The following is a 21,846-nucleotide window of genomic DNA, read 5'->3' on the forward strand; positions in this document are numbered from 1 at the left end:
GGAGTGTACGCCACTTCGCTGATCGGGATGGACTTTCTTCAGTGCCGGGTGTCGTCACGGGTCACTTCGATCGGCTCATCGGCGAAGTCGTCCGGCGGGCCAATGATCACGCGCGTGATGGTCATTGCGCTTTCCGCACGCTCTGTCTCGTCCGGCGGAGCGATCCGGCTGCGCGCCGAGGGCGTAAGGCCAAGCTCGGCCATGTAGCGGCCCATCAGTTCCAGCTGCTTGTTGGCAATACCGATCAGTGGCGACTGCTGGACGTGACCCGAGGGCGTCTTGATCAGCTTCGGCGTCTCGCGCAACTTCTCCACTGCGTCGACCCACTGGCTGTAGGCTTGGCAATAGGCAGCAAGGGCGGCGCGGTCCGCGATCGTCAGGATACCAGCATCGAAGAGCGGCCGCGCGAGGCGGCGCCATTCGTTCCGCGCCACCCGATCGAGGTGATCCGGGCAACGCGGCAGCCCACCCTCTCGCAGCTTCGGCGATGTCGTCGGCTTCGGTTTGCGACCACGCATCAGCCACCTGTCTCGAATTCGGCGAACGGATCGTCCGGGTCGTCCAGAGCCGCTGCCGACACCCTGCTTCTTGCAGAGGGCGTGAGACCGAACTCGGCGGCGTAGCGCACAAGGTCGGCCATGGCCTTGTTGGCCGCGCCGACGAGCGGGTTCTGGATCGCATTGCCGGCCTTCGTTCGGATGATCAGTCCGTCCGTTGCGGCGTCGCGTTCGGCCATCCGTGACAGGGCTGCCTCCGCCGACACCCACCGACCATAGGCCTGGCAATACGCGGCCAGCGCTGCGCGATCGAGCTCGGTCACGATCCCGAGCTGACCGATCGCATCGAGCACCCTGCCCCACTCCTGGCGCGCCGCATCGGAAAGGTGCTCCGGAGCCTCGGGCCTGGACGCGTCCGGCTGCGGCTCCTGCGGATTGAGACGGTGCCTGCGCGTCGTACCGGCCAGAACCTTCAGATGCGTCGGTGTTGGTTTGGGTCCACGCAGCGGCATCGTTCACCTCGCCCCGTCAGGCGTTCCGACCGACCCCCGGTCGGAAATGTGGCCGCACGTGCATTTGCCCAGCCGACCGGTTTCCAGGGAGTGAGTGCCAGACTTTGACCCACCCCCCGGGGGATGCCGGCGCCCAAGCCGCTCGAAGACCCGCCGGATGACGTAGCCGCGCAGGAGCGAGAGGGCGGTGAAGCCCACTGCCAGCTTCAGGTTCTGCATCAGTGTCGCTTGCAGACCGACCGCCGGGAACAGGAATGCCTGCATGCCGAGCGACAAAAGAAAGCCTGCGCCAACGCTGGTGGCAGCCTCGACGGCCGACAGGGTGCGCGTCTGACTCATGCCGGCACCCCGTCTTCTTGCCGCGCCCCGGCCACGTCGGAAAAGCTGGGACCGTCTCCCTCGAGAACCGCGACCTGCCCGGTAAACGCCTCCCAGCGCCGGACGGCGACGTCGACATAGGCCGGGTCAAGCTCCAGCGCGTAGCAAATCCGCCCGGCGGTCTCCGCTGCGATCAGCGTGGTCCCCGATCCGGAGAAAGGCTCGTAGACCCCCTGCCCCGGGCTCGAGTTGTTCAGCATCGGACGGCGCATGCACTCCACCGGCTTCTGCGTGCCGTGGAGCGTGGTGGCGTCCTGATCGCGGCTGGGGATCGACCACAGCGTCGATTGCTTGCGATCGCCCGACCAGTGGCCCTTGCCGCGCACTGCATACCAGGCCGGCTCGTGCTGCCAGTGGTAATGCCCGCGGCTGAGCACGTGGCGCTCCTTGGCCCAGATGATCTGACTGCGGATCTCGAAGGCCGAGGCGACGAGGCTCTCGGCCACCGTCCCGGCATGCAGGGCGCCGTGCCAGACATAGGCCACGTCCCCGGGAAAGAGCGCCCACGCTTCCCGCCAGTCGGCCCGGTCGTCGTTCGTCACCTTGCCGGTGCGCTTCGTGGCGGAGGCATTCGCCTCGTTGCGCCAGGCCGGGTCGTAGTTCACGCCGTAGGGCGGATCGGTGACCATCAGGTGCGGTTGCACCCCGTCTAGCAGCCGCGCCACATCCGAGGCGGAGGTCGCATCGCCGCAGAGAAGCCTGTGCACCCCGAGCACCCAGAGATCGCCTGGCCGGGAGACGGGCGTTTCGGGCGGTTCGGGTGTGTCTTCCTCCCGCGGATCAGCCGTCTCATGTCCCAGAAGCGCATCCAGCTCCGCGCCCTCGAATCCGAGTGTACCAAGATCGATGCCAAGCTCATCGAGATCCGCGAGTTCCAGCGACAGCAGGTCCCGGTCCCAGCCCGCCTGCTCGGCGAGCCGGTTGTCGGCAAGAATATATGCCCGCTTCTGCGCCTCGCTCAGATGGGTCAGTTCGATCACCGGAACGGCCTTTAGCCCGAGCTTCAGTGCCGCCAGCACCCGGCCGTGCCCGGCGATGATGCCGCATTCGCCGTCAACAAGCACTGGATTGTTGAAGCCGAACTCCCGGATCGACCCGGCGATCTGCGCCACCTGCGCCTCGCTATGGGTCCGGGCATTGTTGGCATAGGGGATCAGCTCGGATACGGCCCTCTGAGCGATAGTTTGTGCGCCGTGGCCGGTCGCCAACTCATTGAACTGATCGGCTGCGCGTTTCGCCATGAGCCCGCCTCGAAATAACCCATTGTCTTAGGGCAAGGATATCACGGCACCTAACTCATTGTAATAATGACAATAAAAGACACATACCGAAGAGCGCCGACACTTCGGCCTGGCCCACCGGTTCAGTCTACCGTCCAGATCCCGGGGCCTGTCGTCGTCTTGCTCACGGATGCGACAGGGCTGCAAAATCAAGTGCGGCTTTACTGCATACTGCCGACCTCCGCTGACATTGCTTCGTTCGGCAGGTGTGCGGACCTTCCTGCCGTTCGTCGCATGTGCTCGGTTCTCGCCGCGTCCGCGAAGCCCTTCGGTAGACAGGGCGGGCAGCCGACATTCGCCGCAGTCGCGAGCGCGGCCAGCGCCAGCCAAAGAACTGGACATTCAGTTGGGCTGTGCCGAGCGGTACGGGGATGATCGACACGAACGGCGGTAGGCGGTCATTCGCTGCATGATGCAAAATATCTTCGGCTGGACACAAAAACGGACTTTCAACCTCTTTCGCCTCGCCCCATGTCGAAGCGAACTTCTGTCTTCCGTAACAACCGATCTAACGAGTAGGCTGGCACCTGGCCTCTCGAGTTTGAAATGCCGAGGTTAGCCGATTGAATTGGGCCTGCGCTACGTTGACCCTTTGGAGAGTTCCGCGTCGCGCTGGTTCGTGGTTTCGTAGTCGAACAACCGGCGTCTGTTCCGATGTCCCGCGGCTGCATGCAAATGCGACGGGGCCCGCCAGCTACTGCTCCGGTGTGACAATGAGGAAGGGGCTTTTTGTTTCCCGCGACGCGGCCAGGATGAAGTCACGTCCGCCTACTCCGCCATCGATGAGGGCTCGCGACAGTGCTTGCTGCTGACCGAGGCTGGCCACGGCGCTGGCGAAGCCTTCGGCGATACGGCTAAGGCGCCCAGCGGCCTCACGACGAACGGTGATCGACGTCGCCAAATCCTCTTCGGCAGCGGCGATCAGTCGGGCCAGCGCATCCGGGTTCATCTGGTCCAAGCACCTGAGGTTGTCGTCACGGTATTGCGCCGCGTAATCGCCCGCATGGGCCAGATCTTCGGAAATGAATAGCGCCCGCAATTCTGCTTCCTCGCAGAGCCACTTTGCCGAGCCCAAGGTCCAGATCAGATCCAGTCGCTCCATAGGGAGAGCGGTCGCCTTGCCGGGGTCCATGGCTTCCCGTAGCAAGTCGGAAATTGTGCTCACGTGTGTGGAAAGCTGTCTTTGCAGAGCGCTTGCAATCGCGAGGTGGTCAGTCCGCGTCGCGACGCCATCAAGGTCTTTAAGCGCCGCGCGGATGTCGCTGAAGAGGCGGCGGATCTCGGCCTCCTGTATTAACCTGCCAATATCGCGAACTTCCTCGCGCAACGCCCCGAGATTTTTCTCGATGGCGTTCAGGCGCATGTTCATGATCGCAAAGCCGGCGATGGACACGCCGAGCCCGATCCCGGTGAGAGCGATGTTGGCAATCTGCAAATTTTGCAGAAGGGCCATGCCCTGATGCAGTTGTTCGAGCGATGATTTGATCTGCTCGTTCTGCACCATCCCGACAATCCCGAGGGGCGAGAAACCGGTTTGTGCCGCTGCGCCTCCGGCCTGAGCAAAAGCTTGGACGAAACCTTGCGTCTGCTGAACGTGCCCCAGGATTTGGCCAGAGGAGACATCCTTGATGATCGCGCCCATCAACTGAGCCTGACCGGACGAAACAAGCGCATCGAGGCCAGGAGGGATGGCGTAGAGGAGAGGCATCAAGCGGCCCGCAGTTCAGCTTCGAGACTGCGTAGCGTGATCGCTTGGAGATCAGTCACGAAACAGCGCTCGCCCAGCGCAAGTCCGTGACCCAAGGCCGCGATTCGGGCGCGGCCCTGGAGGCGCACTATGAGATGTCTGCGATTTCGTTCGCTGAGTTGATCGACGGCGCGGCTGCCGGTCAGCGTAGCCAAGGCGATACCGGCGCCTCCCAATGCGAGCATGGGCCAGGAAATCGCCGCGGTGGTGAAGATGATGAAGGAGGTCGTGGTCACCGTCGCGAGCGAAACAACAGTGGGGATGGCTACAAGAGAAGCGGCAAGCACGCCAGCTCCTGCAAGAGCGGGCAGCGCGACGCGCAAGGCGTCTTGGCGGGTGCCTTTCTCGGAGAGCGCTGAGACCAGCGCTTCAATTTCGTTATCCATCTCTGCCTCGACGCGGTTGGCGGTTCGCTTCGCCCAAGGTTCGAAAAGTTCCTTCCAAAGCCTGTCGGGCGAAACTTGCGCCTTGCTCGCGGCAATCGAGGAAATCGATGCGACGGTTCTTTCAATTTCCGCCATGAGATCGGGCAGAGTGTTCTCCACTTGTTCAGTTATTCGCTCGAAGCGCGCCTGTTTCCACTGGATCATCTCGAGCTCTACTGCTGGGTCGAGCGGATGCGCAGGGGCTGTTAAAGTCATCACGGTTATCGGTTGCCTGGCTGCGGGCAGGCCATATCGCGAGGCCACTATTGGAATTTCATAGTGAGCGGTGCGGCAGCCTACAATCAAGCTTTTTCCCGAAAGAGCTTTCAACGCTCATGGTGCAGCGGCACGCCGGACGAAAGTAACTTCCTTTCGATCAATCGATCCGCAGTGGCAGAAAACGGCGGTTTACGAACGGCTGGTTTGGTGAAGCTGCACTGCGGCGCTGACTTCGATCCCGAAGGTCAGGTCTGGGCCGGTCGCGAAGGGGGCGCCCATGCTGCAACTGCGAACTCACCCAAGATCGACGCGGTCAATTTTGGCTCGATGCCGAAGTTCGCCGCGCGCTCGACGAGCGTCCGGTTCAGATGAGGAGCTCACTGACAACGGCGGCGGTCGACGAGCCTGCAAATCCGCCGAGCGCACTATCCCCATTACTTCTCTCAGTGCCGTACCGCCGGACAAACCAGATCATCCGTGTCCAGCTTGAGCGCTGCCGGCCACAGCGGCGTCTTGAAGCATATCCTGACGCTTCGCCCGTCCTCCTCGGCGTCCTGGACGGTGATGAGACCAGCCCACTCCAGCGGCCTGATGAGACACGAGGAGAACGCGGCCATCTCCCGCCAGCCGGCGTTGTCCCAGTCGGGTCCTTCTCCGTAGAACACTCCGAACAGCCGCTTCTCGGTCGCACCCTTCTCCATCTCGACGTTCAGCACATTCAGCCAGACATCCCAGTTTCCAAAGGGGCCTTCATCGAACCGGGAGTAGGAGGAATGGTCGGTTTCGAGAATGAAGAACGGGATCAGCTTCATGAACAATTCTCCGGGGGACGCAGCCAGCAAGCGACCCTTTTTCGTCGGCACGAAGCTGCCCTTGTGATGGCGACCGAGGCGCGTCTTGAGCAGGAGGAAGTGGACGAGCTGCAGCGGGACGAACTCGTGCTCATTCAGAACCCTGTTGAACCTGAACGCCTCTTCCACGCCGAACCCGGGCCATTCGATGGCTTCGACCGCCCAATGCACGAAGTCGCGCTTGAACGCCTTCGTCGCCGTCAGACCGATCGCGCCATGATCCACCGCGTAGGACAACGTCTTGCAGGCGGCCCTGAGGAGGGGTGAGAACTCCAGGGCCGGATCATCATCTGTCAGGGGTGTGAACGCGATCATGAGCAGATATTCGCAACGCGCAGCGACGATCGCCAGCCTCATTCTTCGCACCGCCATTCCGCCAGTGGCCCAAGGATTCCCTCGAGGCGCGTCCTGACCACCTCATCGGCGCCTTCGATCCAGTATGCGCGCAGCCAGGAGCGGCCTCGTCCGGCACGTTTGTAGGCCGCCGATTTAAGGGTCATTTCCCTATAAGAGATACTCATAGGGTTTTGACCCTTAAATCCTGCTCGCCCGAATGCGAGCTTGGCCTCGTTTGCGCTGCCGAATAGGTGTGGATGAAGCGCGGCCGCATCGGCCGGGCTATCGACCGCCACCCCGCTCAGCAGCATCTGCTGGACAATGTCCGGGCGCTCCAGATCCCAAGTCGTGAGACGCTCGTAGACCAGCGGCAATGCCACATCCGCCAGAACGTGCACCTCCAGAGGATCATCTGCGGATCGGTTCACACCGCGCCCACGGCCGATCACCTGGGTCAGCTCGTCATCGCAGATCGCGGCGCGAAGCGTCTCGGCAAAGCTGTCTTCGTGTCGAAGCACGTCGATCCCGCGCGGTGGCCCCTCTCGCATCATGAGACCGGCTCGATCCCGGCGGTAGCGACCCTCGGCTATGCGATCGAAATACGCGCCCGCCATGGCCTCCAGATCGTTGCTGGCGGGCAGCGGGCGGCCTATGCTGACCAGGAGCGAGACGTCCTTGTATCCGTCGAGCCCGGCCACCGCGTTGAAGTGGGCGGTCTCGACGTTCGGAATGCCGTCGAAGGCAGCCTCGATCGCCTTGTAGGTCACCACGAGCACGCGCCCCGGAGCGACCCGGCGGGCGTGCCAGCGCACGTATCCGACGCATTCGCGAAGGCGGTTCTCCCGGCGCCTGCGTTCCTCGGCCGCCAGCCCCTGCCCCGGACACAGCATCGATTTGCCGAAGCTGCCCTGAACTTGGCGGACTTGCATGTGGGGGGCGGCCACGTCGACGGTCTCGATGGACAGGCCCGAGAGGATTGTTCGGGCGAGATCCGGCCGCAGGGTCGCATCAAGATGAAGAACGGGTTTGCCGCGCAGGCTGTCGTGCAGGCGGCGGATACGCCGCAGCTGGAACGGATGCCGCCCGGACGCGTCCGGATCTGACACCCGCAGGCGACCTGACACGCCCGACGGGGAACCAAAGGCATCGCCGAGCGCCTCCCACAGATCCGCAAGACGATTGATGCGTGAGGTTTCCTCCGCAACGCGCAGAGCGTGGCTGCGGGCCTTGCCTGATAGGCCGGGATGCAGGTGCGTGTCCTGCATCCGCCATCGCTCGAGCCGTGCCGCCCGGCGACAGTCTTCTTCGGTGATGCCGGCGTCTCTCAGGGTCTGGCGCAGTACATGACCCGGCCCCTGCGCCATCAGAGCCGCTAAGACCTGCCTTCTGAAGGCAAGGAGGTCCGCCATCGCGCCGGTCGGGCCATGCCCGATCCCGTCGCCCATGCCGCGGATCGGCTCAGCCGCGAAGTCCTCGAGATAGATGTCGGAGCGATTGTCCTCTGCGCGGGCCCAGCAGCCCTCGTCGACCAGCAGAAGCGCGATGTCGTCGTGCTCAAACGCGAGGCCGGTGAATAGCGCATCGTAGGGTGAAACGACCACATCCGCTGTGGCCACGTCTCGAAGGTTCTGCTGCTTCAGGCAGGTGTCGTAGAAAAGGCATTGCCGCCCGTCCCCGCCCGAGCAGGCATGATCGGGGACGGTCAGGCCAGCCGAGAGCGCTGCCTTGACGACCTCGACATCCCGGCACATCGGCTCACCGGACACCGGGTCCGTGCGCTCGTAGCCGCGCATCACCGCGACGGTCGCTCCGGCGTCTGTCCAAGCCGCTGCGGTCTCTTCTGCGAGAGCGTGCGAAGGGGTAAAAACAAGGATGCGATGCGGGAGTTTGTCGGTGCGCAGGCCCGCAGCCAGCCGCGACAGGTGGGTCCGGGACGCGCGGGATTTTCCGAGCCCGACGGTGGCCCGGATGCCGAGCATCGGCAGATCCTGCGTCTGCTCATCCTGCTGATGCCATGCGACGACCTGCGCGCAGAACGCTCTCAGGAGGTCATCAAGGCGCTCCCGGCCCTCTGCAATGGACAGGCTCGGGAGCTCGTAGGTCGGGACCGGTTCCGCGCAGTGCCGATCCGGCAGACGACCGCCCCACGCGAGCCGCAACTTGTCGTGGACCTTTCGGAGCGCGTCCGACAGCGCGTAGCCGCGACCACCGTCCCTCTTCGGCCGGCCCAGATCCGCGGTTTCGACGAACCGCGCCCAGACCGTGTCGGCGATGAGCTGTAGATCGAGATCGGCTCCGGCCTCGATCGCGTCATGGACGGCGTGGAAGGCGATCCGGCTCAGCCAGGCATCGCGGCCATCGATGACCCGGCCGGTGTCGTCACGGAGGGGCGCGTCGCTCGGCGCGGAGGTCTGCCTGCCTTGGCCGAGCGCTCGGCCGCCACTGGCCCACTCGCCCGGTCCGACCTCGGCCAGAAAGGCCGAGGCGCTCTCCTGGTCGATGGACGGCAGGTCTTCGAGGCAGACATCGAGCGGCGTGTCGTCCGTCCAGTAATACCGGCGGCCCGTTGCTGCGTGCAGACCGAACGCCACGAACTGCTGCCCGACACCGAGGATCTCGACCTTGCCCACCTTCATCTTCGCAAATGGCGCCTCGGTCCTGTAGAGCAGGAGGCGCTTCGGCCATTGCCCGATCCGCAAGAGGGACTCGCCGAACCTCCGCTCTGCCAGCCGCTGCACCTCGTGCGCACGATCGGCGTCCAGCTCGTCAATATCGAGCCCGACGAGCTGGCCGGCCCGCAGACCGATGCCGTGATCCGGAAACCGCGCACACCAGTCTCGGATGCGGGTCTCGTCGAGCGTCACGGCAGACCAGCGCGACGGAGCCGGTCGCTTTGTGCCCGGCACGATCGGCAGCGGTGCGAAACCGTTGTCGAGCAAGGTCTCGGCTGCTGCGGCGAAAGTCTCGTGCCCAGCACGTGCGGGGCGGCCTCGGGCCACCCTCATGTCTGTCTGGTTGTCTCGCGGGGCCCCGATATGGCGTCCCGCGTCCATGCCTTACGGCTGGGTCAGATGCGCGGCTTCCCAGGCCAGCACATCCTCGCGCCTGTAGCGGATCGCCCCGCCGATGGTGACCCAGCCGGGGCCGTAGGGCTCGGCCCGCCAGCGCTCGAGCGTCCGACAGGTCACGCGCCACCGTTCGGCCAGCTCGCGCGTCGTGAGATACGGGGGCAATTCGCTCATCGCACGGCCCCGCTCTCCTGACGCCGGAACACCATGAACAGCGCCTGGCCGTCATCGGTGCGCCCGCCATCCTCGATGCGGTAACGGCGGCCCGCCTCGAGCAGCATTCCAACGTCCCAGGCGCCGTAGAGCCCGGGCACACGCGTGTAGTCCTCGTCCATCTCGATCATCGACCTCTCTCCGGTCCTCGCGCGCCAATCTGCGCACTCAACCGGGGAAAGCCGCCGCCGGGACGGGATCGGGACATCAGGCATCGGCACTCTCCCGAAGCTGCGCCATGATCCGTTGGCAGCGCTTTCGGGCGGCTTCGTGCCCGAGTCCGAGGATCTCCCCCGCCTCCTTCTGGCTGAAGCCAGCGATGTGGACCGCGGTCACCAATACGCCGTCTGCGCCGAGAGCCGAGTGCGCAAGCGCAATGATTGCCTCCGGCGCGCCGGCCGCATTACTACCCTCACGATGCAGCTCTCCAGCGCAGTCGGGATCGGGCCAAGACGCGTTGGCATCACGCTGCCACGCCCGCCGCAGATCGCGCTCCGCATTCCGAAGCAATGTCGCCGCGACGCGGCTCACGCGGTCCGGTCGGGCGGCCCGGATGCCGATTGTGATCTGGCCGAGAAGATCGGCGTCGAGCGTGTCTCGCTGAGCAAAAGCTCGCAGTCGCTGACGCACGACGCAGAGACCCGGCCAGAGGACCAGGATCAGCAATTCAACGGCCAGATCCCTGCCCCGCCCCTCGCCGTGGGCTGCGCGCAAGAGCTTCTGCAGGACACCGTTGCGGGCGTCGGGATCACCTTCGGACCCGTGCAGCCAACCGAGTAGATGTGCGGGATCATGAAAGCCGTACGGAGGGTGTTCGCTGGGAAAGATGTCAGAGAACGGGGTCATGCTGGAATGCCGGTTGACCGAGCGCACGAGGCGCGCGTGAAGCGCGAACCAGTTTGAGAACACGAGATGCCTGGGCTGGGGCCGGGCATCTCGCGCCTCTCATCGGGCCGTGGTTCGGGCGTCGCGCGCCTCTGCAGAGAATCGTTGGAAGTGGCGGTCAGGCCGCGATTGCGGTGCGCGCCTTGTTCAGCGTTCCGCACCGCTTGCATGTCGCCGAGGCCGGCAGGCTCGCCACGTATTCGTGCCGCCGCTCGAAGCGGATGTGGACGTCATGTCCATGAATCCGACCCAGCAGCTTGCCACAGCAGCTGCAGAGCCAATCCTCTCCGCGCGGGCGCTGCCGGTGGCGCAGGACCGGAACGCCCTGCTCGGTGGATGTGAGGTCGTGTCGTGCCATGTCGGCCTCCTTCGGTGGATGGAGGCTTGATGGCTGATCAATGTCTGGAGCGTCCCACGCCGGAGTCTGGAGGAAAGTCTGGAGGGCTATTCCTTGAGCCGCCACATGCCCCTATCAATCCCCTTTTCAACGTAGGCATCGAAAATGCGTTCGCGCATCTTCCCAGTGAAAATCTCTCGCGGTGTCCGTGAACTCGTACCCTCAATAAGAACACTGGAATGGACCTCCGGCGCGCCGGCATTGTAGGCGCGCGCAAGCTTTTCGAAGAACGCAAGCTGGATGGCGCTCGAAAGAGGGAGCGGGGCCTTTCGAGGCATCAGAAAGCTGCCGGAGTGGTTACCCGATCTCACGACCTGCGCCATTGTGGTCTGAGCAATCAGGCGGCGCTCAGAGGTTAGGCGATCTAGCAATTTCTCTATCGACAAACCGGGGCTCTCGGCATCCGCGTTCCAGATTTCATCCACCGGTACAGCGACGTTGTTCGCGATAAACCGTGGCGCTTCCGAACCTGCGCAAACAACGACACCTGCCCCTGCGGTCTCTCGTGAGCGGAGCTCTTCTTCGACTGAAAAGATCGTTTTGGCTTCGAAGAGCCCTCGGGCCAGATAAACTGGCGCGGAGCCGTCGACGGTGGCAAGATCACCCACGCGTACAAGGTCTTCGCTGATCTGGTGAAATGTCTTTGTTGCAAGATTGCTTGCCAGCGAATTGACCAACGTCTCGCACAGCCAGCCCCAGGCTACATTGAACTCCGTGTAGTCCCGAGCCGAATAGCCCGAAGACGTCGTGACGGAAAATGTCTCGGTCTCAACAACATTGTCGTTGTCATCCTCAACCAACGTGAGGCTCTGGCGTTTCTTCTGGGAGACGAGGCGCGCGTCGAGCAATGTGTCAACCGACAGGCCCAATTCCGCCAGCCTAAGCCCGGTCAAGACCGTCTCACCAAGGTCGAACAGCCGCATGAGCGATGGCAGCATATCGGCAATCTCTTCCTGCTCCAGCGGCCGAAGCTTGCGTGTGACGCCCCAGGCCTCTAGTAAACGCGCCCCGAGTTCACGCGTCGCTCGGTCCTTGTGGCTCTGGACATTCGATCCGTTGGTGCCACGCACGGTAATATTCATGGAGCGGGTCCGCCTGACGTCCTCTCGGCGATATTCGACTGAAATCACCACGCGATGAATGCCAGTCGCCCCCCTGAACCGAGCAGCGCCGGCAAGATACTTATTGAGAGTAAGATCAATGTCATCTTGGCGCGTGACCTTCAGCGACGCGCGCCGGCCGTAGCTACCAAGAAGCAGCTCGCACTCCGTAACCACCGCGGATTGCACTTCGACGCCCTCGATATCGGGGATCTCCAGCTCGAAAGAGGTCACGAACCGACCGAGGTCATAGACCTTTTCGGTCAGCGGTTTTTCCGATATGTTATGACCAAGAACGACCTCCGCGAATGCGTTCGATACGTCGTGCCTCTGGCCGAAGCTGCGTCCGAGGACCTCGATCAGCTGATCTCGCGCGGTGTAGATCAGTATGATCTCGTCCTGCGGTCGAAAGTAATACGGGCGACGGCTGCCATCGTCGCGGTGCTCATAGACGGAAGAAAGGTCTGCACCGTGGCGCACAATCACCATGACCGATGACGGGTACTTCTCCGTTTCGGGCAGGTCGATGGCTGACAATTTCGGCGCTTTGCCAAGGCCGAGAACTCGATTGAGCTTGTCGGTCAAGGCCGGGACATCGACCGAAGCGGCTGAGGCAGGGATGCTTTCGTTCAGGTCCAAGCCAAACGCGGAGTGGATACGTCCTCGTTCACGATCCTTGCGAGCGTGGTGGAAGCTCTCGGCGTTCTGGAACGTAAAAGGCAACTCGATAAAGGCCCAGCAGCTCTTGCTTATATCATCGGGCTGCTCATCGAATTTTTGCCATTCTTCATCGGATACCGCTTCGGGTACGACTGTTTTCAGTGACTGGGCCCCCATAACGTCGCCCATTTCGGTGACACGTAGGCTTTGAGCCTCGATTTCAGAAAGAATCTCCGGATCTAAGGACGACACCTGCCCCAGCGCCAAGCGCGCATCCGGAGCCGCATCAGTAGCGTCACTGAACGCACTGGTTGCGTCATCCCCTTGAACACCCTGAATAACCTTGTCCAAAAATCTGGCCGCCAAACCGGCTGGTATGTCTTCCAGGATCTCCCGTGTATTGGTTCCGATCACAGTATATCTTCTTGCCATGCAATCCTCCAGTGAATTGGCAGGCTATTAATGATGTGCTGGCGGTGTAAATGCGGATGTCCCAAACGACTGCAGCGCTTGGCTTTACCGGGGTATGAATGCTCTTGATCCCAACCGAATGACCCCGATCGAACGCCGGGCTGCTCTTTGCAAGATCCTGGCCCTAGGCCTGGTTCGTCTCAACGCGCGCCAGTCAAGCGAACTATCTGACGTTACTGGAGAAAGTTCGCTTCCCTCTGCGCCCGGCCGGAGCGGTCATGCAACTCCAGACCATGAGGAGACCGCATGACGACCCACGATCCGATCCCCGCGCGCCTGGCCGCGCTGAAAACCGCGACGACGCCGGAGCTGAAAGCGCAGTGGCGGGACCTGTTCGACAGCGAACCGCCGCCCTTCAATCGTCGCTACCTGGAGAGCCGGCTGGCCTACCGCATCCAAGAGCTGGTCTACGGCGGGCTCAATCCCGAGACGGTCCGGCGGCTGGAGAAGCTGGGCCAGGAACTCGACGGCGGTAACCGGAAGAAGAGCCGCGTCCGCGCCGATCTGCAGCCGATCGCCGGTACGCGGCTCATTCGCGAGTGGCAGGGCGTGGAGCATGTCGTCACCGTCACCTCGGACGGCTTCGACTGGCAGGGGCGGCCCTACAAGTCGCTGTCGGCCATCGCGCGGGCGATCACCGGCACGCGCTGGAACGGCTGGGTCTTCTTCGGGCTGAAGAACCGGAGGGTGAGCGGCGGTGGCCGCAAGCCAGCGGAGGCTCCGGTGGAACGTCCGCAGACGCGAACGTCCGAAGCGAAAGCGGAGGGCCAGACATGACAAAGCCCATCGTGCACAAACAGCGCTGCGCCATCTACACGCGCAAATCATCCGAGGAAGGGCTGGAGCAGGAGTTCAACTCGCTCCACGCCCAGCGTGAGGCCTGCGAGGCGTTCATCGCCAGTCAGCGTTCCGAGGGCTGGGTGCTCGTCCGCGATCAGTACGACGACGGCGGCCTCTCGGGCGGCACGCTGGAACGGCCCGGCCTGCAGCGGCTGCTGGAGGACATCGAGGACGGGCTGGTCGACGTGGTCGTGGTCTACAAGATCGACCGCCTCAGCCGCTCGCTGGCGGATTTCGCCAAGCTGGTCGAGGTATTCGACCGGAACGGCGTGACGTTCGTCTCGGTCACGCAGTCGTTCAACACCACCACGTCGATGGGGCGGCTGACGCTGAACATCCTGCTCTCGTTCGCCCAGTTCGAGCGGGAGGTCACCGCCGAGCGCATCCGCGACAAGGTCGCCGCCAGCCGAAAGAAGGGGATGTGGATGGGAGGGGTGCCGCCCTACGGCTATCGCGTCGAGAACCGCAAGCTGGTGATAGACGAGGAGCGCGCCGAGCACGTCCGCTGGATCTTCGCCCGCTTCCTCGAGATCGGCTCGGGGACCGAACTGGCGCGCGAGGTCGCGAAGCGCGGCATCCGCACGCCGCGCGGCAACCGGATCGACAAGAAGTACCTGTACCGGATGCTCAACAACCGCGCCTATATCGGCGAGGCGGTCCACAAGGGCGACAGCTACCCCGGCGAACACGACGCGATCATCGACCGCGAGACGTGGGACCGTGTCCACGCCATCCTGCAGGAGAGCCCCCGTAAGCGGGCGATGCGCACCCGCGCCGAGACGCCCGCGCTGCTGAAGGGACTGCTGTTCGGACCGGACAGCGCGGCATTCTCGCCGACGCACACGCGCAAAGGCGAACGGCTCTACCGCTACTATGTCAGTCAAACCGTGCTGAAGCATGGTGCTGGTTCGTGTCCGGTCGGCCGCGTGTCTGCGGGCGAGATCGAGGCCGCCGTGATCGACCAGCTGCGGGCGGTGTTCCGCCAGCCGGAGATCGTGGCGGGGACTTGGAAGGCGGCGCGCGACCACGCCGACGACATCACCGAGGCTGATGCCCGCGCGGCGCTGCAACAGCTCGACCCGCTGTGGGACGAACTGTTCCCCGCCGAGCAGGCGCGCATCGTGGCGCTGCTGGTTGAACGAGTCGACATCAGTTCGGACGGGCTGAACGTCCGGCTCCGCGTCGACGGGCTCGGCAGCCTCGCCCGCGAGATTCTGGCCGGTGGCATCGAGGCTGCCGCATGACCCGCGGGGCTCTGATCCCGGAGACCGTGACGCTGCACGTGCCCTTCCGCGTAGTGACGCGCGGTGGGCGGAAGGAGATGCAGCTGCCGGACGGCGCGACGCAACCGCGGCGGACCGACAACACGCTCGTCAAGGCGCTGGCCCGCGCGTTCCGTTGGAAGCGCATGCTGGAGTTGGGAGAGTTCGCTACCATCGGCGAACTGGCCGAGCGTGAGGGGATCGCGCCCTCCTATATGACTCGCGTCCTGCGCCTGACGCTGCTTTCGCCCGATATCGTCGAGGCGATCCTGGACGGAAGGCAGGGCCCGGAGGTGACGCTGCTAAAGGTGCTGGAGCCGTTGCCTTCAGAATGGGGCCAGCAACTGTCAGTCTTGCGGCAGTGAGCTGCATCGAGCCAGGGCCGGTAGCTGACGCGGCCATATAGAACCGCGGAAACTCCGCGGAGTCATGTTCGCCAGAGTGCGCTTTTTCGCGATTGATCGCAATGTCCCTCGCGGCTACGATCCGAGAAAGCCCAGAAATTGGGCGCGCACAGTTCGCGTGCGCGCAGGGCCGGGCGGGAGCTGAGCGTGGAAAGGGACAAGAACGAATTACGCTGGGGGATCGAGCAGCGCCTCGAGTTCATCGAGTTCCGCCTGTTCTGGGAGGGGCACGTCAATCGCATCGATGTGATGCAGCAGTTCGGCGTCTCGGTGAACCAGGCATCCTCGGACCTGAACCGCTACATCGCGCTGGCGCCGGACAACATGGTCTACGACAAGAGCGCGCGCACCTATGTCCGCGGGTCCGACTTCGACTGCAAGTTCCGCCCGCCAGACGCCGCGCACTACCTCTCGCAGCTCCGCCTCGTTGCCGACGACGTGCTGGAGCGCGAGGACTGCTGGATCCCTGACCTGCCACCCTACGCCTCCGCACCGACGCCTTTACGGGGCGTCGATCCTGTGACGCTCCGTTCGGTCGTCGGCGCAATTCGCCGATCCGAGGCGATCGAGGTGAAGTACCAGTCCCTGTCCAGCCCGGAGCCGCGCTGGCGCTGGATCGCACCTCACGCGATCGCGTTCGACGGCTTCCGCTGGCACACGCGGGCGTTCTGCCTGACCGACGAATGCTTCAAGGACTTCCTGCTCTCCCGGATCCTCGACATCCGCGGTTCGCGCGAGAGCAAAGCCTCGGCCGACGACGACCGCGAGTGGCGCGCCGAAGTCACGCTGGAAGTGGGGCCCCACCCCGATCTCTCGGAAACGCAGGCAAAGGTCATCGCGCTCGACTACGGCATGCGGGGTGGCAAAGCGAAGATCAGGGTGCGGCGCGCGCTGCTCTATTACACGCTGAGACGGCTTGGACTCGATACTGACCCGGCCGCCCGCCGCCCGCAGGATCAGCAGATTGTGCTTCTCAACCCTGAAAATGCGTTGCGTTCCAGCTCATGACTATTCCCCCGCTCATTCAATTCTGCCGATTAGACAATGTGCCATTTTGGGAAGCATGATTTCATTGAGGGATAATTACTTGGCGACTGCAGACGCGACACCACGCGCTTCGGCGCTGATTGAGAGCCTCAGGGACATAGGGTATTCCCTTCCCACTGCACTTGCTGATGTCATTGACAATTCAATAACAGCTGGCGCATCGTCTGTTCGCATATTTGCAGATACTATTGGTGATGACCCCTCGATTGCCATCCTCGACAATGGTTGCGGCATGGATCAGGCCGAGCTGATTGAGGCCCTCCGCCCCGGTAGCAAGAATCCACGCGAGACAAGAGCACCATCCGATCTTGGAAGATTCGGCTTGGGCTTGAAGAGCGCCAGCTTTTCTCAGTGCCGCAGACTAACCGTATTGTCGTGCAAAAACGGAAGAATTGCCGGAGCCCGATGGGATCTTGATGAGGTTGCCGCAACGGATCGCTGGGAGATCTCGCTGATTGACCATCACGAGGGCATCCCTCAAGCGGGTTTATTGCGCGAAAGCGGGACTCTTGTTCTTTGGGAAAAGCTTGATCGGGTCGATGGCGGGTATCGGCACGATACCCAAAAGCGAGCGCAGTACATCAATAGCGCGCTGGCGGGAGCAGAGAGACATCTGAGAATCGTCTTTCACAGATTCATGGAGCGTACCGGCAAAGGCAGGCTTTCAATTTCAATCAATGATCGCGTGCTGGAGCCGATAGATCCTTTCGCCTCAAAGCATCCAAAGACGCAACCTGATCAGCCTGAAGAACTCCGGCTTGCGCATGGTGTAGTTCACTTCCAGAGCTTTACCATTCCCCATCACAAGGCGATGAAGCGGGACGAGTGGGAGGAACTTGGTGGACCCGAGGGTCATCTCAGGTCGCAAGGGTTTTATATCTATCGAGGCGATAGACTTATCATAAGCGGCAGTTGGCTCGGGTTAGCGCGGCAGACCGAGCTCACCAAGCTCTGCAGGATTCGTGTCGATATCCCAAACACGATGGATGCCGACTGGAAAATTGACGTCAAGAAGGCCTCCGCGCAGCTGCCACCCGCCGTGAAAGAGCGGCTCAAGAAGATCGTCGAACGCTTTGTCCAGACGTCCAAGCGGACATATCGCAAGCGCGGCCAGAAACTGACCGATGAAACTCGTGCGCCCATGTGGCAACGGCTGATCAAGGATGGGGCGATCGTCTATCAGCCGAATTCCGACCACCCGACGCTGCTCGAGTTCGAGGAGCGTCTTCCTGAAGACCTCCGGCGTGATTTCAGAAATTGCATCGCGCTTGTCGGTGCGGGCCTGCCCGTGGACTCGTTGCATGCCGACCTGTTTGGACAGGCCGAGACGGTCAAGGCTGCGGATGCCGAGCTTGATGCACTTGAGCAAGCCTTGCATTCGATGGTCCCGCATCTTCTCGAACAGGGGATCTCCGAGGCCGGTGTGCGCTCGATGCTGAAGAGTACCGAAATGTTTCGCAAAGAGTGGGAGCGGGTTGAACCCGTACTCGCCAGACTTCTCGAGCAGGAGGAACACGAATGAGCAACCAGCTCGACATGCTCGACAACATGGTGTCGCACGGGCTTGCCGATAGCGCGAGACGGACACCAGAGGGCATCCGCGAACTGATCGCCTCTGTGAGACAGGCTCCGATCTTCCCGGATGTCACCGATGACGATGCCGAGATGCTCGCCCGCGAGATCGAGGAACGGATCGGCGTTAGCATGGGATTGGGATCCCTTGTGGTGGCGGCCGATGATTTCGAACCTTGGCTCGAGAATGTACGGGCCGAGATCGAGGGTGGATCCGACCCTTGGTATTACTGGTCCCGCTACAAGAAATTGCTTTTCAAGAACAAGCTGCCGCAGGATGTCATCTATGGGACGGACCAGGTGACGGATACTATACTCGGTCGTCTGGGAAACCCGCGAGACAATCGATCCTGGGACCGCAAAGGCATGGTCGTCGGACACGTCCAGAGCGGCAAGACCGCCAACTATACTGGTCTTGTCTGCAAGGCGGCCGACGCCGGATACCGCTTGATCATCGTAATCGCGGGTATCCACAATAACCTGCGCAACCAAACCCAAGGGCGGATTGATGAGGGCTTCATCGGGCGCGACACCGGCCGGCTCGCCCAAGTAGGAACCCGCGAAAAGCCCAAGTTGATTGGCGTTGCCGAGTTTGATGACAGGTTCACGCCAGTCAGCCTCACCAACACGATCAGGGATTTCAACAAGTCCACTGCGACCTCCAACACGAGCCAGATCGCCTCCTATGCGGTTCCGGTGGTGCTGGTCATAAAGAAGAACACGCACACTCTGCGCAACCTCACTGAATGGCTGCGCGAGCACAGCGCCAACCACTCATCCGAGATGGTTGATCAGCCGATGTTGCTGATCGATGACGAGGCTGACAACGCTTCGATCAATGTCAAATACGGCAAGAGTGAGGTGTCGAGGATTAATGGCCAAATCCGGGAACTGCTGGGCCTCTTCCGACGCAGTTGCTATGTCGGCTACACTGCAACTCCTTTCGCGAACATTTTCATCGATCCCGAACAAGATGAGGCCATGGAGGAGGAAGACCTCTTTCCGCGCGACTTCATTATTGGACTCGATGCACCCAACAACTACTTTGGACCGCGTAAGGTATTCCTCGATGGCATGCCGGATGACGAGGAGCCGTATTATCTGCGCAACATCACTGACAACGAGGATGTGCTACCGATCAAGCACGGGAAGGATGATGAACTCGTAGCCATACCCGAGAGCATGATCGAAGCCCTCCGCACATTCCTTGTCGCGCGTACGATCCGCGACTTGCGCGGCCAGGCAGATCAGCACGCATCGATGCTCGTGAATGCCAGCCGTTTCACCCGCATGCAGGGCCTCATTCGCAACCGGCTCCAGGAAGTTTTGGACACGATCCGGGACTCCATCCGCATCAATGCCTCTCTTGGGGAGCGCGGCCTTCTTGATCCGGAGATCGCGGCATTGCGGAAGACATGGGCCGACGAATTCCACGACGAATGGCCAGACTGGAACGAGATCCAGAGTAGACTTCTCCAGTCGACCGGAGGTGCCAAGGTCGTCGAGGTCAACAGCCGCGTCAACGACCTCGATTATTCCGCAGCAGGCGATCGCGGATTGACAGTGATAGCCGTCGGTGGCTTCTCACTGTCGCGCGGCCTTACCCTCGAGGGGCTCACCGTCTCCTACTTCCTGCGAAACTCCATGATGTATGACACGCTCATGCAGATGGGTCGATGGTTCGGCTATCGCGGCGGATACGAAAAGCTCTGTCGCATTTGGATGCCGCCTCAGGCCATTGGCTGGTATGCCCACATCGCCGAAGCGACCGAGGAACTGCACGAGGAGCTCCGGCGCATGCAGCGGGACCGGGCAACGCCCCTGCAGTTCGGGCTTGCGGTGCGCAGTCACCCCTCGTCGCTTCTGGTCACCGCTCGAAACAAGCTGGGATCCGGCGAGAAGCATGTAAAGATCGGTCTGTCGAACGGCTATGTCGAGACGCACAAGCTAAACAATGACGAGGAAGTTCTGGAGAGCAACCGAAATGCTGCGCGGAACTTTCTGATCGCCTTGCACGAAGAGGGGTATGAACCAAGCAAGACCAAGTGCCAGGGTGGTTATCTGTTAGAAGATGTCGGGGTCGCCCACATCGACGAATTCCTGATCCGATTCCGGAATGCTCGCGAAAGCGTAGGAACCACGATTCCACCACTCCGTGATTACATTGGCCAACGTGCCCATGATGAACTTGACAAGTGGGACGTCTTCATTGCCAGCGTGAGCGAGAAACAGGAAACCAGCGATTTACTCGGTTGGCCCATTGGTCCGGCCAAACGCAGCATCGGGGTCGAGCGTCTCGAGGACGGTATTTTGTCGATCAGTGGGCGCCGTGCGCGGGTCGCATCTCGCGGGGTCGAGAAGATCGGCGTCGCTGCAGAGGACGCAGCACGCGCTGAGGCAGAATTCACTGCTTCGCACAATCTCGAGGGCAGCCGAGACGTAAACTTTCCGGACCACATATACAGGAGGGCGCGCAGGAAGCCGCTTCTTGTACTCTTCCTTATTTCAGTGCGGCTGCCTGAAAAGGTCGAGACGCCCGGAAAATACGTTGGTCTACTTCCGAATGAGCCTGTTGTCGCATTCGGGATTAGCTTCCCAGTCTCGTCACGCCCGGATGACAAAGTCGAGTATGTCATGAATACCACGATGCTGCGCGAACTCTTTGGAGATGAAGACCTCGACGAGGACGCGGAGATGGAAGATGTCTGAAACGAACCCTTGGAGTGGTCTGGCTTTTGACGAGGCGCGTCGGGTCGACAAGCGAGGTCGCCATGACTTCTTCTGGGCCGTTGTGGAGAACGACAGTGTTGCGCTGGCCCTCGCTCTTCCAGAAAAGACGGAGCGGGTTCTGCCACTACCAAAGATCCGGAGCCTTGATATCGGCTATCGGAAACTCGGGGCACGGGACGCTCTGATCGTGGCACTCCGCGATCCGGAGCAGAGGGACCTGTTCGCCAACCTTTGCCTCGATATCGTCTCGGCCGGCGAGCAGGGCAAGACTGCCGACGAAGCCCTTGACCGAGCGGTGAGACGGACACTTCGTTGGCACCATCTCTTGAGGGGCGGGTCATCAGACCGTTTTAGCCTCGAAGAACAGAGGGGTCTTATAGGCGAGCTACAATTTCTTCAGCTGTTGTGCGCCCAGATTGGTGCAGATGCGGCGATTGAGGCATGGCGCGGGCCCGAGGAAGGCGCGAAGGATTTCGAACTTCACGGAATGTGCGTCGAGGTCAAGGCGCGTAGAGGCGCGGCACGACCGCAAGTGCAGATTTCATCGGAGGATCAGCTGGCCGACGTGTCCGGGTCGGAGCTCTTCCTGCTGGTCCACGATGTCGACGCTGCGGTGAAGCCCGAGGGCATGACACTGACGGATCATGTTCAAGTGGTCGAAGACATCTACCGATACGCGACCATGTCGGCCTATGGCGCATGGGAGCGTCTTCTGGCGGCCACAGGCTTCGACTGGGACCATGACTACAGCGACCGGCGGTGGACGGTCGGCCAAAGGTCGGCATTCCGGGTGGTTGACGGATTTCCGCGCATATCCGCACCCGTCGCGACCGGTGTCCTGAACGTCAGGTATTCCGTGGCTCTGGACGCATGCGCAGATTTTATAATCGAGGATGAGACACTCCTGCTCGAATTGAAGAAAACGCAGTCTTCGGTCGACACGTAGGGGGGC

General features: G+C 62.1%; 20 protein-coding genes and 1 pseudogene. 8 read left to right on the forward strand and 13 right to left on the reverse strand.

Going from position 1 to position 21,846, the window contains the following annotated elements:
- Positions 1 to 38: 38 nt before the first annotated feature.
- From F3H57_RS00150 to F3H57_RS00175, 6 genes are all read right to left on the reverse strand, one after another.
- A complete protein-coding gene (locus tag F3H57_RS00150; RefSeq protein ID WP_149753802.1) occupies positions 39 to 518 on the reverse strand; it encodes a phage terminase small subunit P27 family in 480 nt (159 codons plus the stop codon).
- On the reverse strand, positions 518 to 1,009 hold the full coding sequence (locus F3H57_RS00155; RefSeq protein ID WP_223162877.1) for a phage terminase small subunit P27 family: 492 nt from the start codon (positions 1,007 to 1,009) through the stop codon (positions 518 to 520). Before F3H57_RS00155 ends, F3H57_RS00150 begins: the two co-directional genes overlap by 1 nt.
- A 3-nt stretch (positions 1,010 to 1,012) precedes the next feature.
- Positions 1,013 to 1,348 (reverse strand): DUF7220 family protein, encoded by a 336-nt coding sequence (locus F3H57_RS22045; RefSeq protein ID WP_188129563.1) that lies wholly within the window; start codon positions 1,346 to 1,348, stop codon positions 1,013 to 1,015.
- Positions 1,345 to 2,628: a site-specific DNA-methyltransferase gene (locus F3H57_RS00165; RefSeq protein ID WP_149753803.1), complete on the reverse strand. Its 1,284-nt coding sequence runs from the start codon at positions 2,626 to 2,628 to the stop codon at positions 1,345 to 1,347. The genes F3H57_RS22045 and F3H57_RS00165 overlap by 4 nt, the downstream gene beginning before the upstream one ends.
- Positions 2,629 to 3,361: 733 nt before the next feature.
- The gene (locus tag F3H57_RS00170) at positions 3,362 to 4,375 is read right to left on the reverse strand and encodes a hypothetical protein (RefSeq protein WP_149753805.1); all 1,014 of its coding nucleotides are present in this window, start codon (positions 4,373 to 4,375) and stop codon (positions 3,362 to 3,364) included.
- Positions 4,375 to 5,004: a hypothetical protein gene (locus F3H57_RS00175; RefSeq protein ID WP_149753806.1), complete on the reverse strand. Its 630-nt coding sequence runs from the start codon at positions 5,002 to 5,004 to the stop codon at positions 4,375 to 4,377. Before F3H57_RS00175 ends, F3H57_RS00170 begins: the two co-directional genes overlap by 1 nt.
- A gap of 114 nt (positions 5,005 to 5,118) precedes the next feature.
- Here F3H57_RS00175 and F3H57_RS00180 point away from each other — a divergent pair, with 114 nt between their 5' ends.
- The gene (locus F3H57_RS00180) at positions 5,119 to 5,430 is read left to right on the forward strand and encodes a hypothetical protein (protein ID WP_149753807.1); all 312 of its coding nucleotides are present in this window, start codon (positions 5,119 to 5,121) and stop codon (positions 5,428 to 5,430) included.
- A gap of 71 nt (positions 5,431 to 5,501) precedes the next feature.
- Here the strand turns inward: F3H57_RS00180 and F3H57_RS00185 are convergent, their stop codons facing one another.
- The 7 genes from F3H57_RS00185 to F3H57_RS00210 all read right to left on the reverse strand — a co-directional run bounded on the left by F3H57_RS00185 (position 5,502) and on the right by F3H57_RS00210 (position 13,000).
- The gene (locus tag F3H57_RS00185; RefSeq protein ID WP_149754395.1) at positions 5,502 to 6,224 is read right to left on the reverse strand and encodes a hypothetical protein; all 723 of its coding nucleotides are present in this window, start codon (positions 6,222 to 6,224) and stop codon (positions 5,502 to 5,504) included.
- 38 nt (positions 6,225 to 6,262) lie between these two features.
- The gene (locus F3H57_RS00190; RefSeq protein WP_188129564.1) at positions 6,263 to 9,184 is read right to left on the reverse strand and encodes a bifunctional DNA primase/polymerase; all 2,922 of its coding nucleotides are present in this window, start codon (positions 9,182 to 9,184) and stop codon (positions 6,263 to 6,265) included.
- A 117-nt stretch (positions 9,185 to 9,301) separates the two neighbouring features.
- A complete protein-coding gene (locus F3H57_RS00195) occupies positions 9,302 to 9,487 on the reverse strand; it encodes a helix-turn-helix transcriptional regulator (RefSeq protein WP_149753811.1) in 186 nt (61 codons plus the stop codon).
- Complete coding sequence (locus tag F3H57_RS22050; protein WP_188129565.1) at positions 9,484 to 9,657, reverse strand: hypothetical protein; 174 nt, start codon at positions 9,655 to 9,657, stop codon at positions 9,484 to 9,486. Before F3H57_RS22050 ends, F3H57_RS00195 begins: the two co-directional genes overlap by 4 nt.
- 76 nt (positions 9,658 to 9,733) lie before the next feature.
- Positions 9,734 to 10,372 (reverse strand): sigma-70 family RNA polymerase sigma factor, encoded by a 639-nt coding sequence (locus F3H57_RS00200; RefSeq protein WP_149753813.1) that lies wholly within the window; start codon positions 10,370 to 10,372, stop codon positions 9,734 to 9,736.
- 157 nt (positions 10,373 to 10,529) lie between these two features.
- On the reverse strand, positions 10,530 to 10,769 hold the full coding sequence (locus tag F3H57_RS00205; protein WP_149753815.1) for a hypothetical protein: 240 nt from the start codon (positions 10,767 to 10,769) through the stop codon (positions 10,530 to 10,532).
- An 86-nt stretch (positions 10,770 to 10,855) separates the two neighbouring features.
- Positions 10,856 to 13,000, reverse strand: coding sequence for a hypothetical protein (locus F3H57_RS00210; protein WP_149753817.1), 2,145 nt, complete (start codon positions 12,998 to 13,000; stop codon positions 10,856 to 10,858).
- Between the two features lie 285 nt (positions 13,001 to 13,285).
- Between F3H57_RS00210 and F3H57_RS00215 the strand changes: the two are divergent.
- From F3H57_RS00215 to F3H57_RS00245, 7 genes and pseudogenes are all read left to right on the forward strand, one after another.
- Positions 13,286 to 13,726, forward strand: a pseudogene (locus F3H57_RS00215) (DUF2924 domain-containing protein); the annotation flags it as partial.
- Between the two features lie 86 nt (positions 13,727 to 13,812).
- Positions 13,813 to 15,123, forward strand: a complete 1,311-nt coding sequence (locus F3H57_RS00220; RefSeq protein ID WP_149753821.1) for a recombinase family protein — start codon at positions 13,813 to 13,815, stop codon at positions 15,121 to 15,123.
- Positions 15,120 to 15,506, forward strand: coding sequence for a hypothetical protein (locus F3H57_RS00225; protein WP_149753822.1), 387 nt, complete (start codon positions 15,120 to 15,122; stop codon positions 15,504 to 15,506). The genes F3H57_RS00220 and F3H57_RS00225 overlap by 4 nt, the downstream gene beginning before the upstream one ends.
- A gap of 186 nt (positions 15,507 to 15,692) precedes the next feature.
- A complete protein-coding gene (locus F3H57_RS00230; protein ID WP_149753824.1) occupies positions 15,693 to 16,553 on the forward strand; it encodes a WYL domain-containing protein in 861 nt (286 codons plus the stop codon).
- A 79-nt stretch (positions 16,554 to 16,632) separates the two neighbouring features.
- On the forward strand, positions 16,633 to 18,114 hold the full coding sequence (locus tag F3H57_RS00235) for an ATP-binding protein (RefSeq protein ID WP_223162881.1): 1,482 nt from the start codon (positions 16,633 to 16,635) through the stop codon (positions 18,112 to 18,114).
- The gene (locus F3H57_RS00240) at positions 18,111 to 20,873 is read left to right on the forward strand and encodes a Z1 domain-containing protein (protein WP_149753828.1); all 2,763 of its coding nucleotides are present in this window, start codon (positions 18,111 to 18,113) and stop codon (positions 20,871 to 20,873) included. The genes F3H57_RS00235 and F3H57_RS00240 overlap by 4 nt, the downstream gene beginning before the upstream one ends.
- A complete protein-coding gene (locus F3H57_RS00245) occupies positions 20,866 to 21,840 on the forward strand; it encodes a PD-(D/E)XK motif protein (protein ID WP_149753830.1) in 975 nt (324 codons plus the stop codon). The genes F3H57_RS00240 and F3H57_RS00245 overlap by 8 nt, the downstream gene beginning before the upstream one ends.
- Positions 21,841 to 21,846: the final 6 nt, after the last annotated feature.

The organism is Roseivivax sediminis (assembly GCF_900112685.1).
In the GTDB taxonomy this organism is placed as follows: Bacteria; Pseudomonadota; Alphaproteobacteria; order Rhodobacterales; family Rhodobacteraceae; genus Roseivivax; species Roseivivax sediminis.

Coding starts and splice junctions, on each gene's coding strand:
- F3H57_RS22050 (WP_188129565.1), bottom strand. CDS start 9,657: ATGATCGAGATGGACGAGGACTACACGCGTGTGCCCGGGCTCTACGGC.
- F3H57_RS00245 (WP_149753830.1), top strand. CDS start 20,866: ATGTCTGAAACGAACCCTTGGAGTGGTCTGGCTTTTGACGAGGCGCGT.
- F3H57_RS00225 (WP_149753822.1), top strand. CDS start 15,120: ATGACCCGCGGGGCTCTGATCCCGGAGACCGTGACGCTGCACGTGCCC.
- F3H57_RS00195 (WP_149753811.1), bottom strand. CDS start 9,487: ATGAGCGAATTGCCCCCGTATCTCACGACGCGCGAGCTGGCCGAACGG.
- F3H57_RS00220 (WP_149753821.1), top strand. CDS start 13,813: ATGACAAAGCCCATCGTGCACAAACAGCGCTGCGCCATCTACACGCGC.
- F3H57_RS22045 (WP_188129563.1), bottom strand. CDS start 1,348: ATGAGTCAGACGCGCACCCTGTCGGCCGTCGAGGCTGCCACCAGCGTT.
- F3H57_RS00155 (WP_223162877.1), bottom strand. CDS start 1,009: ATGCCGCTGCGTGGACCCAAACCAACACCGACGCATCTGAAGGTTCTG.
- F3H57_RS00175 (WP_149753806.1), bottom strand. CDS start 5,004: ATGATCCAGTGGAAACAGGCGCGCTTCGAGCGAATAACTGAACAAGTG.
- F3H57_RS00240 (WP_149753828.1), top strand. CDS start 18,111: ATGAGCAACCAGCTCGACATGCTCGACAACATGGTGTCGCACGGGCTT.
- F3H57_RS00165 (WP_149753803.1), bottom strand. CDS start 2,628: ATGGCGAAACGCGCAGCCGATCAGTTCAATGAGTTGGCGACCGGCCAC.
- F3H57_RS00150 (WP_149753802.1), bottom strand. CDS start 518: ATGCGTGGTCGCAAACCGAAGCCGACGACATCGCCGAAGCTGCGAGAG.
- F3H57_RS00200 (WP_149753813.1), bottom strand. CDS start 10,372: ATGACCCCGTTCTCTGACATCTTTCCCAGCGAACACCCTCCGTACGGC.
- F3H57_RS00185 (WP_149754395.1), bottom strand. CDS start 6,224: ATGATCGCGTTCACACCCCTGACAGATGATGATCCGGCCCTGGAGTTC.
- F3H57_RS00170 (WP_149753805.1), bottom strand. CDS start 4,375: ATGCCTCTCCTCTACGCCATCCCTCCTGGCCTCGATGCGCTTGTTTCG.
- F3H57_RS00205 (WP_149753815.1), bottom strand. CDS start 10,769: ATGGCACGACACGACCTCACATCCACCGAGCAGGGCGTTCCGGTCCTG.
- F3H57_RS00210 (WP_149753817.1), bottom strand. CDS start 13,000: ATGGCAAGAAGATATACTGTGATCGGAACCAATACACGGGAGATCCTG.